Source organism: Myroides injenensis M09-0166 (genome assembly GCF_000246945.1).
Lineage (GTDB): Bacteria > Bacteroidota > Bacteroidia > Flavobacteriales > Flavobacteriaceae > Flavobacterium > Flavobacterium injenense.
This window is the reverse complement of sequence record NZ_BAEX01000082.1, coordinates 1-16131: the sequence shown is the minus strand read 5'-3', so window position 1 is coordinate 16131 and position 16131 is coordinate 1. Positions and strand designations below refer to the sequence as shown.

Below are 16131 nucleotides of genomic sequence, written 5' to 3'. Positions count from 1 at the left end.
GAAGCTGTCGAAATTGAATATTGCAACCTAACGGAGGAAGATGAAACAAGAGCACAAGCGGAAGGAAAAATTGAGGTTATAAACCTAAAGTCAGTCAAAGAAAATATAGCGCAAGAAGCAAACTGCTCTGTTGCTAATATAAAAATCATAAGTGCAAAAAAAAATTATCAAAGAGGGGAATATACTGCCTGCATATGTGGAACAATGATGACATATACATATGACTCTTCCTTAGATCTGTGGAGTAAAAAATAATTTATTACTAAAAATATAAAAGCTTTAAGGGAGTTAACCTTCTTTTCTCCCTTTATATCTTTTTCTGTTCTATTAATAATGAAACTTATAGTATTTATTATACGCTATAATGTATATAATTTCACCAACCTATTTCTTTTAATTACCTTTGTATTACTTAAAACTACTCAAGTAATCTAAATACTATTCTTTTTAATTCTTAGATTTTTCACCGATTTCATTGGTAATAAACTTAGTAGAAGCATAAAAGACATGAAAGAAAATTTCTTTATAAATTTAATACAACAAGAAAGCAAAACCTTATTTAAATTAAAACACAGTGAACGACTTTGGCATATACCTCTATTAGCAATGCTTGCTACCGGAATTCCATTGCTAACTGGTTGGTACTTTGACAACCTTCCTGCAGGGTTATTAGCTTGTCTAGCCGGTTTAGTCATTCTATATCTTCCTGCAAATATTCCTACACCACAGCGTATGATCACTATGCTTGTATGTTCATTTGGCTTTATGTTATCTTTTGCAGTAGGAATTACATTTAGTTTTAATTTTATTGCATCTGCTATCGCATTTGGCATCTTTGTCACTACCATACATTGGATCTCATTATACTTTTCTGTTAGACCTCCAGGAAGTTTTTTCTTTATTATGATAGCGTCAATGTCAAGTAATATGCCTTTCCATTTAGAAAGCATTCCTACTCGATTAGGATATGTAGTAATCGGTACTATGTTTGCATGCACACTTGCATTAATTTACAGTCTTATAGTTGGTAAAAAGTATAATAAAACTACTATTCATCTATTGCGTCCCGTTCCTATAAAAACGCAAATTGATTATTTAATACGAGCGGTAATTGTAGGATTCTTTATGTTTATTTCATTACTAATAGGCAACTTATTAAAATTTGACAATCCTTATTGGATCCCCATTTCATGTGCTGCTATTATGCAAGGAATATCACTATATCACGTTTGGCAAAGAGCACTACAACGTATTGCAGGAACATTTTTAGGAATATTTGTTTGTTGGATATTAATCTCAATTTCCACAGATACTCTGTATCTATGTATTTGTATAATGCTTTTACAATTCGTAATTGAAATGTTTATTTCTAGAAACTATGCTGTCGCAGTCATCTTTATAACTTCACTAACTGTTTTATTAGCTGAAGCAGGAAGTGCTATTATTAATACCCCCAATATCCTAATTATGGCGAGACTAACCGACATTATCATAGGAAGTTTACTAGGAGGAATAGGTGGATGGTTCCTACATCATGAAATTTTGCGCAAGCAGACAAGTGATACGTTAAGAAGTACTAGGTTGAAATTAAAAAGAAGAAGAAGAAGAAGAATAAAATAAGCTTTTTTAATACTACACATTCTTCAAAATAAATCACATAAATGTAAAACCATATCATTAGTGCTATAATAAAACTATTAATTGATATTATTTTAAAAGCTCCATTAACACAATTGTTAATCATAAAATATCAAACATTTGCACAAAGATTTTTTTGTCACAAACTCATAATTTATTGTATAAAAGCAAAGGAAGAGACATACTAATTTAGTATCAAGTCATAGCCCCCAATAAAGGTATTCAAAACACAATTCTTCAACATTCCTTCAACAAAATAGCCTCTAGCTCACGTATTCTCGAAGAAGTGTTGAAGAAGTGTTGAAGAGCTTAACCACAACACTGATGTTTACTGACTTTGTGAATTAAATTTTACACCAAAACCTCAATAATTAGCCAAAAAAGAGATAATTATTCTAATTTTTCATACCCTTTTTTTTAAGAAACTTCTCAATTAACTTTATTTAGCTAGCTATAACGAGAATCTAATAAGATTTAGATGTAATTTTTTTTAAATGAATATAATAGAAGTTATGTCTTTTTCAGAATTGCCAATTTTATAATAACATAAACACCCTAGTCACGATTTTGAAGTATATTTGCGCTTTATAAAAATAGATTCATTTTGAGATACTTTTTAGAATTCGCTTATAACGGAACTCAATATCACGGTTGGCAATTACAACCGAATGCTAAAACAGTACAAGAAACATTGACAAATGCTATATCTACACTATTGCGAAAACCTATTGAGCTAGTAGGCGCAGGTAGAACAGATGCAGGTGTACACGCTAAACAGATGTATGCACACTTTGATTTTGATGAAGTATTTGACATTGATTCTATTATTCAAAAAATGAACTCCTTTCTGCCAGAAGATATTGTTGTTTTTGATATTATTAAAGTAGCAGATGATGCTCATGCACGTTTTGACGCAACTGATCGCACTTACGAATACCATATCCATTTACATAAAGATGCATTTTGTAATAGTTTAAGTTACTATCATTATCGTCCTCTAGATGTAGAAAAAATGAATGAAGCTGCCAAAATTTTATTTGAATATGAAGATTTTGAATGCTTTTCGAAAACACACACGGATGTTTTTACTTTTAATTGTGCTATTTATGAAGCGGAATGGACATTCACAGAGCCAAATAAATTAGTCTTTACAATTTCTGCAAATCGCTTTCTTAGAAATATGGTACGAGCAATTGTGGGAACACTAATTAATGTAGGATTAGGTAAATTATCACTAGAAGATTTCAGAAAAATCATCGAAAGTAAAAATCGCGGAAATGCAGGTTTTTCAGTGCCTGGGAAAGGGTTATTTTTAACCAAAGTTAGTTATCCTTATTTATGAAACGTTTAAATACATTATCGTTAAAAAAAATATTACGTTACGCTAAGCCTTATCAATCTAGATTTAACTGGGTTGTAACCTTTGCTATATCGCTTTCTATATTTGCTGCTATCCGTCCCTATATGTTAAAACAAACAGTGGATAGTTATGTGCAGACACAAGATAGAGAAGGCTTGTTAATCTACGTTGGTCTTATGGCTATCGTATTATTACTAGAAGTTCTCTCTCAATTCTTTTTTACCTATTGGGCCAATTGGTTAGGACAAGATATTGTAAAAGATATAAGAGAAAAATTATTTAGTAAAATTATTAGTTTTAAAATGCGCTATTTTGACAATGAACCAGTAGGTAAGCTTGTTACTAGAGCCGTTTCTGATATTGAATCTATCGCAAGTATTTTTAGCCAAGGACTTTTTATGATTGTCAGCGATATGCTGAAAATGTTCGTTGTCTTGATTATTATGTTTTACATGAACTGGAAATTAAGCTGTATTGTTTTAGTTTCCATGCCTATTCTAGTATATGCTACGCGTATTTTTCAAATCAAAATGAGAACAGCGTTTCAAGAAGTACGAACTCAAATTGCTAATTTAAACACATTCGTTGTTGAGAGATTGACAGGAATGAAAATTGTTCAACTCTTCACTAGAGAAGAAATAGAATATGAAAAATTTAAAGAGATCAACGAAAAACACAATAATGCTTGGTTAAAAAACATCTTATACAACTCTATCTTCTTCCCTATTGCTGATATTGTTTCTTCATTAACTTTAGGTGTTGTAATATGGTATGGAGGGATGTCTATTGTACAAGGAGATAACTTAACCACATTTGGAGATTTATTTGCTTATACAATGTTAATCTCAATGTTATTCAACCCATTGCGACAAATTGCTGATAAATTTAATGTCATGTCTATGGGAATTATTGCAGCTGAACGAGTATTTGACGTATTAGAAACAGATGAGCAAACAGATGACACTGGTAAAATCATAGCACCGCAATTTAAAGGAGATATAAAACTTATTAATGTACGTTTTAGCTATATTCCCGAAGTAGAGATTTTAAAAGGTATTAATTTACACATTCCAGCTGGTAATACAGTTGCTATCGTTGGTTCATCCGGCGCGGGGAAATCTACAATTATTAATCTATTAAATCGATTCTACGACATTAGTAGTGGTGAAATAAAGATTGACAATATTAATATTGATGAATTTACATTAAGCTCTTTGCGCAAACAAATTGCTGTAGTGCTACAAGATGTATTCTTGTTCAGTGATACTATCTTAAACAATATAACCTTACACAATCCTACTATTACTAAGGAAGAGGTAATAACCGCAGCAAAAAAAATTGGTGTACATGAATTTATAGAAAGTTTGCCAGGAGGTTATGAATATAATGTAAAAGAAAGAGGTGTCATGTTATCTTCTGGGCAACGACAATTAATCGCTTTTCTAAGAGCTTACGTGAGTAATCCTAGTATTCTTATTCTGGATGAAGCTACTTCATCTATAGATACGCATTCAGAAGAATTACTACAAATTGCTACTGAACATCTAACTCAAGGGCGCACATCAATTATTATTGCTCACAGATTGGCTACAATTGTAAATGCTGATCAAATAATCGTAATGGATAAAGGTCAAATAGTAGAAAAAGGTACACACAAAGAGTTACTTGAGATAGAACATGGATATTATAAAAACCTTTATGATTCTCAGTTCAAAGCAATTCAAGAAGCTTAATTAATACACTTAATTATATTCTGAATAAAAGTTTCAATACTAATAATAAATCCATTCTTTAAATCAAGGGTGGTTACGCAATAAATACGGAGGTTAAATTACTGCTAAAAACGATATTTTTTAGTAGTAAATCCTCTAGTTAAATACTACATAAGCTTCAAGTTTACCACTATATTTTTTAGTCTTTTGACAATAAAAAAAGACTTTTACTATAAAATATGGAAGAAGATACTAAAAAAACATAGTAGGCTTATAAAAATCATTAAACTAGATGACATAACTTTTCAAACAGTTATGTTTCAAGTAAGAAAATAAATGACTATTTTCGTTGCATTAAATATAGAAATATATACCATATGAAATTCGATATTATTGTTTTAGGAAGTGGCCCTGGAGGTTACGTGACTGCAATCAGAGCATCTCAATTAGGCTTTAAAGTTGCAGTAGTTGAAAAAGAAAACTTAGGAGGTATCTGCTTAAACTGGGGATGTATTCCTACCAAAGCACTTCTAAAATCTGCACAAGTATTTGAATACCTTAAACATGCTTCAGATTACGGATTAACTATTAATGGTGATGTCGATAAAGATTTTAATGCTGTAGTAGCACGTTCTCGTAATGTTGCAGAAGGAATGAGCAAAGGAGTTCAATTCTTAATGAAAAAGAATAAAATCGAAGTTATCGATGGATTCGGAAAAATAAAACCAGGAAAAAAAGTAGAAGTTACCGATAAAGATGGTAAAGTAACTGAACTTTCTGCTGATCATATTATCGTTGCTACAGGAGCTCGTTCAAGAGAATTACCAAACTTACCACAAGATGGTAAAAAAGTAATAGGATACCGCCAGGCAATGACCCTACCTCAACAACCTAAAAAAATGATTGTTGTTGGTTCTGGAGCAATTGGTGTTGAGTTTGCATACTTCTACAACGCTATGGGTACTGATGTAACTATTATAGAGTTTATGCCTAACATCGTTCCGGTTGAAGATGAAGATATCTCTAAACAATTTGAACGTTCGCTTAAAAAAGCAGGTATTAAAGTAATGACTAACTCTTCTGTAGAGAAAGTGGACACAACAGGAGAAGGAGTAAAAGCAACTGTAAAAACTCCTAAAGGAGAAGAGATATTAGAAGCGGATATTCTTTTATCGGCAGTAGGTATCAAATCTAATATTGAAAACATTGGATTAGAAGAAGTTGGAATTGCAACAGACAGAGATAAAATATTAGTAAACGAATATTACCAAACTAATGTACCTGGTTATTATGCAATTGGAGACGTAGTACCTGGACAAGCTTTAGCACACGTTGCTTCTGCAGAGGGAATTCTATGTGTAGAAAAAATTGCTGGACATCACGTTGAACCATTAGATTATGGAAATATACCAGGATGTACTTATGCGACTCCAGAAATTGCTTCTGTTGGTATGACAGAGAAAAAAGCAAAAGAAGCTGGATACGATATTAAAGTTGGTAAATTCCCATTCTCTGCATCTGGAAAAGCAAAAGCAGCAGGTACTCCTGATGGATTTGTAAAAGTAATCTTTGATGCTAAATATGGTGAATGGTTAGGATGCCATATGATTGGTGCAGGTGTTACTGATATGATTGCTGAAGCAGTAGTAGCACGTAAATTAGAGACAACAGGATACGAAATTTTAAAAGCGGTACACCCACACCCAACTATGAGTGAGGCTGTAATGGAAGCTGTAGCAGATGCTTACGGTGAAGTTATCCACTTATAAAACTAGTTCTCAATAGTATATAAAAGCCTATCAAAATTTTGATAGGCTTTTTTTATTTATTAAATTTATCTTTAGTTAACCAAAACATTGTATAATTATGGGGCGGAATAGCTTAAATATTCTGAGGACAATATCGTTCTTATTATTAGTCGTCGGTGTGATTTTATTAGTCAAAAACATTGATTTATTAATCTTTAAAAATGAATATGACTTAATAAAATTCATTGGTTCAATTGGAATTATAGCTCTTGCAATAGCAGGTTATAAGAAATCCAAAGTACAAAAAAAGGTAACGCTTTAAACTAAAATAAAAGCGAACCTATTATTTTGTATAGGTTCGCTTTATTTTTATTTTATAGTATTTATATATTACAATACTTCTACTCCTAAATAACTACTTGGAGAAATATTTTTCAATTCCTCTCTTACCTTATCAGAAACATTAAGTGTATCTATAAATGAATGAATAGATTCTTTATTAATAACAGTATTTGTTCTAGTCAAGTCTTTTAATGCTTCATATGGATTAGGATAACCTTCTCTTCTCAAAATAGTTTGAATAGCTTCTGCTACTACAGCCCAGTTATTCTCTAAATCTTGCGCAAACTTACTTTCGTTTAATAATAGTTTGTCTAAACCTTTTAAAGTAGATTCAAATGCAATGATAGTATGTCCAAATGGTACTCCTATATTGCGAAGCACTGTACTATCCGTTAAATCACGTTGCAATCTTGAAATAGGTAATTTAGCTGATAAATGTTCAAATATAGCATTAGCAATCCCTAAGTTTCCTTCTGAATTCTCAAAGTCAATCGGATTTACTTTATGAGGCATAGCAGAAGACCCTATCTCACCTTCTTTAATCTTTTGCTTGAAATATTCCATTGATACGTAGCTCCAAATATCTCTATCTAAATCAATCACAATATTATTAATGCGTTTCAAAGCATCAAAAAAAGCTGCAAAATGATCATAATGCTCTATCTGGGTAGTAGGAAATGAATGTTTAAGACCTAAGGTTAACTCAACAAAATCATTACCAAATTGTCTCCAATCACGAGTAGGATATGCTACATGATGCGCATTAAAATTTCCTGTAGCCCCACCAAACTTAGCTGCAAAAGGAATATTATTCAATAATCTTAACTGCTCTTCTAAACGCTCTACAAAAACCAATAGCTCTTTACCTAATCTTGTAGGTGAAGCTGGTTGTCCATGCGTACGAGCTAGCATAGGTACATCCTTCCACTCTTTAGCCAATTCTTTAAGCTTCTTTACAACTTTAATAAATAATGGCATATAGACGTCGTGAAACGCTTCTTTCGTCAATAGAGGGATAGAGGTATTATTAATATCCTGAGAAGTAAGTCCAAAATGTATAAACTCTTTATACTGACTCAAACCTAAACGGTCAAAAGCATCCTTAATAAAATACTCTACGGCTTTAACGTCGTGATTCGTAATTCTTTCTTTATCCTTAATCCATAGTGCATCTGCACTAGAGAAATTTTGATATAGTTTACGCAATTCAGGAAATAAATCAGATGAAATACCTTTTAATTGAGGAATCTCGTGTTCGCATAGAGCAATAAAATATTCCACTTCTACTAAAACACGATATTTGATTAGAGCTTCTTCAGAAAAGTAAGATGACAAAGCTTGTGTTTTGCTACGGTAACGCCCATCAATTGGGGAAATAGCATTTAATTCTGTAAGCATAATTTAGATTGTGTTGTTAAAAAACAAAGATATAGCTTTTCAAAAAGATACAATAAAAAAAGACAGCAAGTAGCTGTCTTTTTTTTTATCTAGATGACAATTAATAATTATCTCTAATTCTGTTTTCCTATAATAAATAAGTCTATTTAGACCATTCTTTTATAGCATCTTTATTAATTTTAATATAATCAAGATTATTTGCTTTTTCAGCTAGAGCTAAAGCTATTTTAGCTGTCTCTACTGCAGCAGCTTTATCTCCCAATTTTGCTTGTATTTGCGACTTTAATCGTGGAAAATAGTAAGGAACTTTATCTCCTGATTTCTCGATAGCTTGAGTGATCCATTGTAATGCTTGACTAAGATCTCTATTAGTTAAATAGTAATACTCTGCTGCAGCGTAATAATCCACAATCTTTGGTCCACTGAAAGTCTCTTTAATACTCTCTAATGCTAGTGCTTCTGTTGGAACTTTAAAACGCACAGGAACTAAAGTTTTCTCCCACATGATCTCTAAATCCGCATACTCTATATTTACATTATTAACTGCAATTGTAAAAGTCTCTACTTTTCGGTCTAAACTTACAGTTTTTACTTTTGTTGATAATGCTACTTTTGACTCATCCCATACCTCAGGTAATCCCCAGTTGTTAGTATCTGAATAAAATATTACTTCCCACTCTTCTACTTTAGGAATAGTATAGATTGCATAAGAACCTTTTTTAAGTGTCTTACCTCCTATTTCTACATTGTCTCCAAATGTAATAACGGTATTCATATTCGCACCAGTACGCCATAGACGACCATATGGAACTAAATCACCATATATTAATCGTCCTCTCATATTAGGACGAGAATAATCTAATTTTACATCAGTCAGCCCTACTACTTGATCTACTTCCGCTTTAGTACTGGTAGGTGGAGTATGAACTTGTGCTTGACTTAATAAACCAAACATTGCAAATGCAGCAATAATAATTTTCTTTTTCATTTATACTTATTTTTTAATACTTAACATTCTTACTCAATTAATGAAGGTGATATAAAAAAGTAGAGTGATAATAAGATTTGGAATGAATAATTAAAAAATAAAGCTTTTATAAATTAATTATCTTCTCAAAGATATTAACTTATATCTTAAAATTATCTCAAAAGAGTTCTTTATTTTGTAAGTTAAAAGATATAAAGAAGCCCTTTTAGAATAATCTAAAAGGGCTTCTTATATAAGCAAAAGCTTTTTTCTATTTTTTAGCTTTTTCTATTCCACTTTGTAGCCATGCTTTATAATCATTTACGTCTGGCATATAACCTACTGCTTCATTTAAATGATTTTCATCTTTATCGATGATTATATAATAAGGCTGAGCGTTTGCATGATAGTTTTTCATTTGGAAATCACTCCATTTATTACCTATCGTTTTAATTTTTTACCCGTCGTTTCTGAAATATATTGTTCCGATTCTGGTAATTCTTCTTTTGCATCTACATATAACGAAATCAAAACAACATCATTCTTTAAAATAGACATAACTGAAGGATCAGACCAAACATAATCTTCCATCTTACGACAATTCACACATGCAAATCCAGTAAAGTCCATTAATACCGGTTTATTTTGCGCCTTTGCATAAGCCATTCCTTTCTCGTAATCTGTAAAAGCTATAATATCATGAGCACCTAATTTTGCGCCATCAGGGAGCTCTCCTTCAACAGTGCTTGCTCCTCCTTTTCCTCCTACACCATAAGGACTTTCACTATAAGTCATCGGTGGTGGGAAACCTGATATTATTTTTAATGGTGCTCCCCATAATCCTGGTACTAAATAAATAGTAAAAGTAGTCACTAAAAGAGCCATAAATAAACGTCCTACAGAAATACTATCAGATGGACTATCATGTGGCAACCTAATTTTACCAAGTAAATATAATGCCCATGCTCCAAATATTGCAATCCAAATTGCTAAAAAGATTTCTCTCTCTAACCAATGTGCTTGTAACACTAAATCTGCATTTGATAAGAATTTGAATGCTAAAGCTAATTCTAAAAATCCTAAAGATACTTTTACTGTATTTAACCATCCTCCAGATCTTGGCATTGAATTTAACCACCCTGGGAACATTGCAAATAACATAAAAGGTAATGCTAATGCTAATGAAAATCCTAACATTCCAACAATTGGGGCAATACCACCTTTAGAAGCTGCTTCTACTAGTAAGGTTCCAACAATAGGTCCTGTACAAGAGAAAGATACAATCGCTAAGGCTAAAGCCATAAATAAGATTCCAATAATTCCTCCTCTGTCTGCTTGAGAATCTACTTTATTTGCCCAAGAATGTGGAAGCATAATTTCGAATGCCCCTAAGAAAGATGTAGCAAATATTACTAAAAGTAAAAAGAATATGATATTGAAATAAACATTAGTCGACAATGCATTTAATGAATCTGCACCGAAAATAGCAGTAACTATAGTACCTAAAATCACATAAATTAAGATAATAGAAAAACCATAGATTATAGCATTCTTAATTCCTTTAGCTCTTGTCTTACTTTGTTTAGTAAAAAAACTCACAGTCATTGGAATCATAGGAAACACACACGGTGTCAACAAAGCAGCAAAACCTGACAAGAAAGAAAGGAAGAATATTTTAAACAATCCTTTTTTCTCTTCCTTCTTGTGGCTATCAATAACATTATCAGCCTTTGTATCGTCCTGTGAAACTTTACTGTCAACTGTTGTTGTAGCATTAATTTCTTCGAAATTATTAACCTCTTTTGAAGTTAATGTCTTTAAATCATAGACAAATAAATTACTTTGGCTAATACACATTTCTTCACACACTTGATATTCCAGTTGTACTTGAATATTTGGCGTATCTGCATTAAGTAGTTTAATCTCTTGAACAATTTTTACTGGTCCAACGAAATAAGTTTCATCAACACCAAAGACATCATTAAATGTCGTTTTAGTTTCACTTTCTTTCGCCTCACCAATTAATTCATAATTATCTTTAATATTGTTGTATAAAAACTCTAAAGGCAAAGGTCCTCCATCTGGCGTATGCTGTGAATACATATGCCATCCTTCTTTTACTGTTGCATTCCAAGTAATGATATATTCATTATCTGTTTTCTTTTCTATTTTAGTCTCCCATTTTGCAGGGTTAACCATCATTTGTGCATGAACAGCAAAGGTCGATACTAATAAAAGTAGCAAATAAGCTAATTTTCTCATACTGTTGTTGTAATTTTAATAATATTATTAGTTGTATTTCTTACCTTAAATCGATCATCTAATCGATGTCCAATAATCCATACAATTTCATCTTGTGAACATAAAAGCCAAGTAGCATCTTTCTGAAATTGATTAAACTTTTCATCTTTAAAAAACTTACTCACTTTTTTTGTTCCTTTCATTCCAAATGGAATAAAGCTATCTCCACTTTTATATTTTCTAATAGTCAATGGGAACTTAACAATATCACCATCTATTAAAATTGTAGAGGAGTCAGTCGTTAATACATTCGTGTCATAAGGTTCTACTTTTATTTTTATTGGTTGGGTTAATTCTTGTTTGTTTTCAATATAATATTGTTCAGTATCTTCTACCGTCTTAATTTTTTCTTTTAAAATTAAATTAGAACGATCTTTTAATAAAACAAAATTAGAAGAATAAATGACTTTTCCACTATTTGCATCTAATAAGTCTAAAATATCATTCCATGCTGTAAAACCATAATTGCAAAGCCAGCGATATAAATAAGCTTTTGGGGATGACAATTTCTTAATTTCTTCTATTGAAAAATATATTTCATCATCTTTCTTTGTTACTACTTTATCATAAGCCCATTTAGTTGCATCTTCACTTAGTTGATAACTCTCATTCAAATAGCTTACAGTATCTTCAAACGATTCAGCAAAATTTGGATTCATCTCTTTAAGAATAGGAATTACATTAATTCTAAACTTATTTCGTAAATATTTTGTCTGTTTATTAGTATAATCCTCTCGCCAATCAATTTCATTTTGTTCTGCATATTCAAGAATTTCAGCTCTAGTAAAAGGCAATAATGGACGAATAATATTTCCATTCACCTTTGGAATACCTAATAAACCTTCTAATCCCGTTCCTCTCGAAAAGTTAATTAAGAAAGTTTCTATAGAATCATCTAAATGATGAGCAGTCAGTAAATAATCGTATCTTTCTTTGTTAAGCAATTCTTCAAACCATCCATATCTCAATTCTCTTGCTGCAATCTGAATTGATATACTTTTATCGTTTGCATACTTCTCTGTCTCAAATTCATTCACAAAAACACTAACACCTAATGAATTAGCTAATTGTTCTACAAATAATTGATCTTTATTGCTATCTTCTTTTCTCAAATGAAAGTTGCAGTGCGCAATAGCAAAATTAAGATTAGCTGACTTACACAAGTGACATAATACTACACTATCGATTCCACCACTTACTGCTAATAATAATCTTTTATCGTAAAAATCATTGAATTCAGTTTCTATATGTCTTGTAAACTTTTCTAACATTTGCCTAATGTATTACTAACTTAATAGTAATCCTTTTTTTACTATTTAAAAAATTATAATGTAGTTAAATAGACTAACTGTAAACTACAAAGATGTAAAAGTAAACTTTAGAAATAAAATATGACAAACGTTTAACAAAAAAACCACAATTAAATTGTGGTTTTCAAATTTTTATTCTAAGTCGTGAATAGAATTCTGTGCATAATTCCTCCACCTTTCAATAGTCACTTTAATATCATCAGGAATCTCTGAATCAAAACGCATAAATTCCTTTGTAACTGGATGTTGAAATCCTAACGTTTTAGCATGCAATGCTTGTCTAGGCAATAATTGAAAACAATTATCAACAAACTGCTTATATTTTGTAAAAGTTGTTCCCTTCAAAATCAAATGTCCTCCATAGCGTTCATCATTAAATAAAGTATGTCCTATTGATTTCATATGAACCCTTATTTGATGGGTTCTACCAGTTTCTAATCTACAAGATACAAGAGTCACATATCCTAATCGTTCTAATACTTTATAATGCGTTACTGCCCATTTTCCTTTTTCGGGATCAGTAAAAGAAGCCATCTGCATTCTATCTTTAACATGACGTCCAATATAACTTTCTACAGTTCCTTCATCTTCCTCTACATTTCCCCAAACGATAGCTACATACTCTCTTTCTGTCGTTTTTTCTGCAAATTGTCTTTGTAGGTCTGACATTGCCCATTCAGTTTTGGCAATTACTAAAAGACCACTAGTATCTTTATCAATACGATGCACTAATCCAGGACGTTCACTACTATTTAATGGTAAATTCTCAAAATGATATGCCAACGCATTTACTAAAGTTCCTGTATAATTACCATGACCAGGGTGCACTACTAGACCAGGTTCTTTATTTACCACTAATAACGTATCATCTTCATATACAATATTCAATGGGATATTTTCAGGGATGATAATATTTTCAAATGGAGGTTGTTTCATTAAAACTCGCACAACATCATTAGCCTTTACCTTGTAATTTGACTTTACAGGTAAATCATTCACATAAATATTACCATTTGCTGCTGCTTGTTGTATTTTATTACGTGTAGCGTTTTCAACTAAATTCATCAAGAATTTATCCACTCTTAAAGGTGCTTGTCCTTTTCCTGCCTCAAATCTATAATGCTCAAACAACTCCTCATCGAAGTCTTCAAACATCTCTACATTATTTTCTTGCATCTATTTTTTATAAATATACTTATTCAATATCTGGAGCGACATCCAATTCTTCTGCTGACAATGATGCTCTACCATCGCCAAGTACAAAGTTAATTGTAGAATTTTTCACTACTTTATCACCTTGTTTTAAAACTTTTCCTTTTTGTGTTACTTCTAATACAACATCTTTACCAATAAAAGTACGGTAACTAATATTCCCCTCTTTTAATCCAAGTGAAGTAATCGTTGCTAAAGCTTGTCTATATGTCAATTGCTCTAAATCAGGCATAATCACATTACCATATCCTTCTGCATTGATTTTTACATATATCTTTCTATTTTCTTTTACATCAGAACCTGGACGAGGATCTTGCTCCACTACAGCTAAAGGAGGTAAATCTTTATCAAAATCCAATGTATCCAATACAACCATTCTCAAGCCTTTTGACTCTAATTGCATTAAAGCTTGGTCAGTATCTAGCTTTATTAAGTTTGGCACCTGTATTTTTTGATCGTGATTAGTCGTCATTTTAAGCCATTTTAAAGCTCCAAATACTGCTAATACCATTAATAATACAGCAATAATCACAGATACCCAAAATGCCTTACTTGCAAAAAATTTAAACAATTTCATAGTTAATGATTTTCGACAAAGATATAAAATCGAAAACATTTTTTGTTTCTCTCTTTTATTATAAATTTGTTTTACTCGAAATGATGTACAAATAAAGTATTATAAAATCTTAAACTATTTCAACATGAAGCACGTAGCAATTATTATGGGAGGATATTCTAGCGAATATGAAATCTCATTAGCTAGTGGAAAGGTTGTTTATGACACCTTAGACAGATCAAAATATACTCCTTATGCTATTCATTTATTCAAAGACAAATGGGTTTATGTTGATGAGAAGGGAGAGGAATTCCCAATAGATAAAAATGATTTTTCAGTAATCTATCACGGCAAGAAAATAAATTTTGATGTTGTTTTTAACGCTATACATGGTACACCTGGTGAAGATGGTTTAATCCAAGCTTACTTTGAACTGATAAATATGCCTCACACTTCTTGTGATTTTTATCAAGCTGCCTTAACAATGAATAAAAGAGATATGTTGTCAGTATTAAAACCTTATGGAATTAAAACAGCTATTTCTTATTATCTTAATCAAGGGGATATTATTGACACAGATATTATCATTCAAAGAGTAGGACTTCCTTGTTTTGTAAAACCTAATCGTTCTGGCTCAAGCTTTGGTATTTCAAAAGCAAAAACATCAGAAGAATTATTAGAGGCTATTGAACTTGCCTATAAAGAAGATGATGAGATTATAATCGAAAGCTTTTTAAATGGAACAGAAGTTTCTGTTGGAGTAATCAACTACAAAGGTGAGATAAAAGTATTGCCAATCACAGAGATTGTTTCTGAAAATGAATTCTTTGACTATGAAGCTAAATATTTAGGCAAGTCTCAAGAAATAACTCCTGCGAGAATCGATGACAATATCAAAAATAAAATAGATGATATTGCTGCACGCATCTATAAAATATTAAAGATGGAAGGCTTCTCGCGCAGTGAATTTATTATTGTTGACGGGGTTCCTTTTCTATTAGAAGTAAATACAGTACCAGGATTGACTACTGAAAGTATTCTTCCTAAACAAGCAAAAGAAGCGAATATAACGCTTGCAGACTTGTTTGATAATGCAATTGTTTTAGCTTTGCAGAAGCAGAATCAATAATTGAACTATGAGAAGAGCTGTATTCCCAGGATCTTTTGATCCAATTACAAACGGACATTACGATATCATAAAAAGAGCTTTACCCCTATTTGACGAAATCATTGTTGCTATTGGTGTCAATTCAGATAAAAAGTATATGTTCTCTTTAGAAGAAAGAAAAAGATTTATAGAAGAAACGTTTAGAAACGAGCCTAAGATAAAAGTAGCTACTTATGAAGGCTTAACTACCGAGTTTTGCTTCCAGGTTGATGCTAAATTTATACTAAGAGGTTTGCGAAATCCTGCAGACTTTGAATTCGAAAAAGCTATTGCGCATACCAATAGGTTTTTAACAAAACTAGAAACTGTATTCTTATTAACTGCAGCTAGTACATCATTTATTAGCTCTAGCATCGTAAGAGATGTAATAAGAAACAAAGGAGATTACACAAGATTAGTACCTCAACCAGTAAGGATAT

General features: G+C 31.5%; 13 protein-coding genes and 1 pseudogene. 8 read left to right on the top strand and 6 right to left on the bottom strand.

Going from position 1 to position 16131, the window contains the following annotated elements:
* The 6 genes from RH98_RS15780 to RH98_RS12270 form a co-directional block, all read left to right on the top strand.
* Window positions 1-255, top strand: a 255-nt coding sequence (locus RH98_RS15780) for a hypothetical protein (protein ID WP_010255268.1), incomplete at its 5' end; no start/stop codon positions are given.
* Between the two features lie 252 nt (window positions 256-507).
* Window positions 508-1620 (top strand): FUSC family protein, encoded by a 1113-nt coding sequence (locus RH98_RS12290; RefSeq protein ID WP_026038890.1) that lies wholly within the window; start codon window positions 508-510, stop codon window positions 1618-1620.
* A gap of 622 nt (window positions 1621-2242) precedes the next feature.
* A complete protein-coding gene (truA, locus tag RH98_RS12285) occupies window positions 2243-2980 on the top strand; it encodes a tRNA pseudouridine(38-40) synthase TruA (protein ID WP_010255259.1) in 738 nt (245 codons plus the stop codon).
* Entirely contained in the window at window positions 2977-4731 is a 1755-nt protein-coding gene (locus tag RH98_RS12280) for an ABC transporter ATP-binding protein (protein WP_010255257.1), read from the top strand. Before truA ends, RH98_RS12280 begins: the two co-directional genes overlap by 4 nt.
* Window positions 4732-5087: 356 nt before the next feature.
* Window positions 5088-6479: a dihydrolipoyl dehydrogenase gene (lpdA, locus tag RH98_RS12275; protein WP_010255255.1), complete on the top strand. Its 1392-nt coding sequence runs from the start codon at window positions 5088-5090 to the stop codon at window positions 6477-6479.
* A 97-nt stretch (window positions 6480-6576) separates the two neighbouring features.
* A complete protein-coding gene (locus tag RH98_RS12270; RefSeq protein WP_010255253.1) occupies window positions 6577-6780 on the top strand; it encodes a hypothetical protein in 204 nt (67 codons plus the stop codon).
* A gap of 68 nt (window positions 6781-6848) precedes the next feature.
* Here RH98_RS12270 and purB read toward each other — a convergent pair whose 3' ends face one another.
* The 6 genes and pseudogenes from purB to RH98_RS12240 form a co-directional block, all read right to left on the bottom strand.
* Window positions 6849-8198, bottom strand: coding sequence for an adenylosuccinate lyase (gene purB / locus RH98_RS12265; RefSeq protein WP_010255250.1), 1350 nt, complete (start codon window positions 8196-8198; stop codon window positions 6849-6851).
* 142 nt (window positions 8199-8340) lie between these two features.
* A complete protein-coding gene (locus tag RH98_RS12260) occupies window positions 8341-9186 on the bottom strand; it encodes a DUF2911 domain-containing protein (RefSeq protein ID WP_010255248.1) in 846 nt (281 codons plus the stop codon).
* 250 nt (window positions 9187-9436) lie between these two features.
* Window positions 9437-11427: pseudogene (locus RH98_RS12255) on the bottom strand (protein-disulfide reductase DsbD family protein).
* Complete coding sequence (gene tilS / locus RH98_RS12250) at window positions 11424-12737, bottom strand: tRNA lysidine(34) synthetase TilS (RefSeq protein ID WP_010255241.1); 1314 nt, start codon at window positions 12735-12737, stop codon at window positions 11424-11426. Before tilS ends, RH98_RS12255 begins: the two are co-directional and overlap by 4 nt.
* A gap of 171 nt (window positions 12738-12908) precedes the next feature.
* Entirely contained in the window at window positions 12909-13952 is a 1044-nt protein-coding gene (locus tag RH98_RS12245; RefSeq protein ID WP_010255239.1) for an RluA family pseudouridine synthase, read from the bottom strand.
* A gap of 19 nt (window positions 13953-13971) precedes the next feature.
* Entirely contained in the window at window positions 13972-14565 is a 594-nt protein-coding gene (locus tag RH98_RS12240) for a PASTA domain-containing protein (protein ID WP_010255237.1), read from the bottom strand.
* Between the two features lie 124 nt (window positions 14566-14689).
* On the opposite strand from RH98_RS12240, the gene RH98_RS12235 reads away from it, so the two are divergent.
* Together RH98_RS12235 and coaD are read left to right on the top strand one after the other, a co-directional pair.
* The gene (locus tag RH98_RS12235; protein ID WP_010255236.1) at window positions 14690-15673 is read left to right on the top strand and encodes a D-alanine--D-alanine ligase; all 984 of its coding nucleotides are present in this window, start codon (window positions 14690-14692) and stop codon (window positions 15671-15673) included.
* Window positions 15674-15680: 7 nt separating this feature from the next.
* Window positions 15681-16131 (top strand): pantetheine-phosphate adenylyltransferase (gene coaD / locus RH98_RS12230; protein ID WP_010255234.1); only part of this gene is annotated, 451 nt, incomplete at its 3' end.

Bases quoted from the DNA above. Each gene is read 5' to 3' on its own strand.
- RH98_RS12290 (WP_026038890.1), top strand. From the start codon at position 508: ATGAAAGAAAATTTCTTTATAAATTTAATACAACAAGAAAGCAAAACC.
- RH98_RS12280 (WP_010255257.1), top strand. From the start codon at position 2,977: ATGAAACGTTTAAATACATTATCGTTAAAAAAAATATTACGTTACGCT.
- lpdA (WP_010255255.1), top strand. From the start codon at position 5,088: ATGAAATTCGATATTATTGTTTTAGGAAGTGGCCCTGGAGGTTACGTG.
- RH98_RS12270 (WP_010255253.1), top strand. From the start codon at position 6,577: ATGGGGCGGAATAGCTTAAATATTCTGAGGACAATATCGTTCTTATTA.
- purB (WP_010255250.1), bottom strand. From the start codon at position 8,198: ATGCTTACAGAATTAAATGCTATTTCCCCAATTGATGGGCGTTACCGT.
- RH98_RS12260 (WP_010255248.1), bottom strand. From the start codon at position 9,186: ATGAAAAAGAAAATTATTATTGCTGCATTTGCAATGTTTGGTTTATTA.
- tilS (WP_010255241.1), bottom strand. From the start codon at position 12,737: ATGTTAGAAAAGTTTACAAGACATATAGAAACTGAATTCAATGATTTT.
- RH98_RS12245 (WP_010255239.1), bottom strand. From the start codon at position 13,952: ATGCAAGAAAATAATGTAGAGATGTTTGAAGACTTCGATGAGGAGTTG.
- RH98_RS12240 (WP_010255237.1), bottom strand. From the start codon at position 14,565: ATGAAATTGTTTAAATTTTTTGCAAGTAAGGCATTTTGGGTATCTGTG.
- RH98_RS12235 (WP_010255236.1), top strand. From the start codon at position 14,690: ATGAAGCACGTAGCAATTATTATGGGAGGATATTCTAGCGAATATGAA.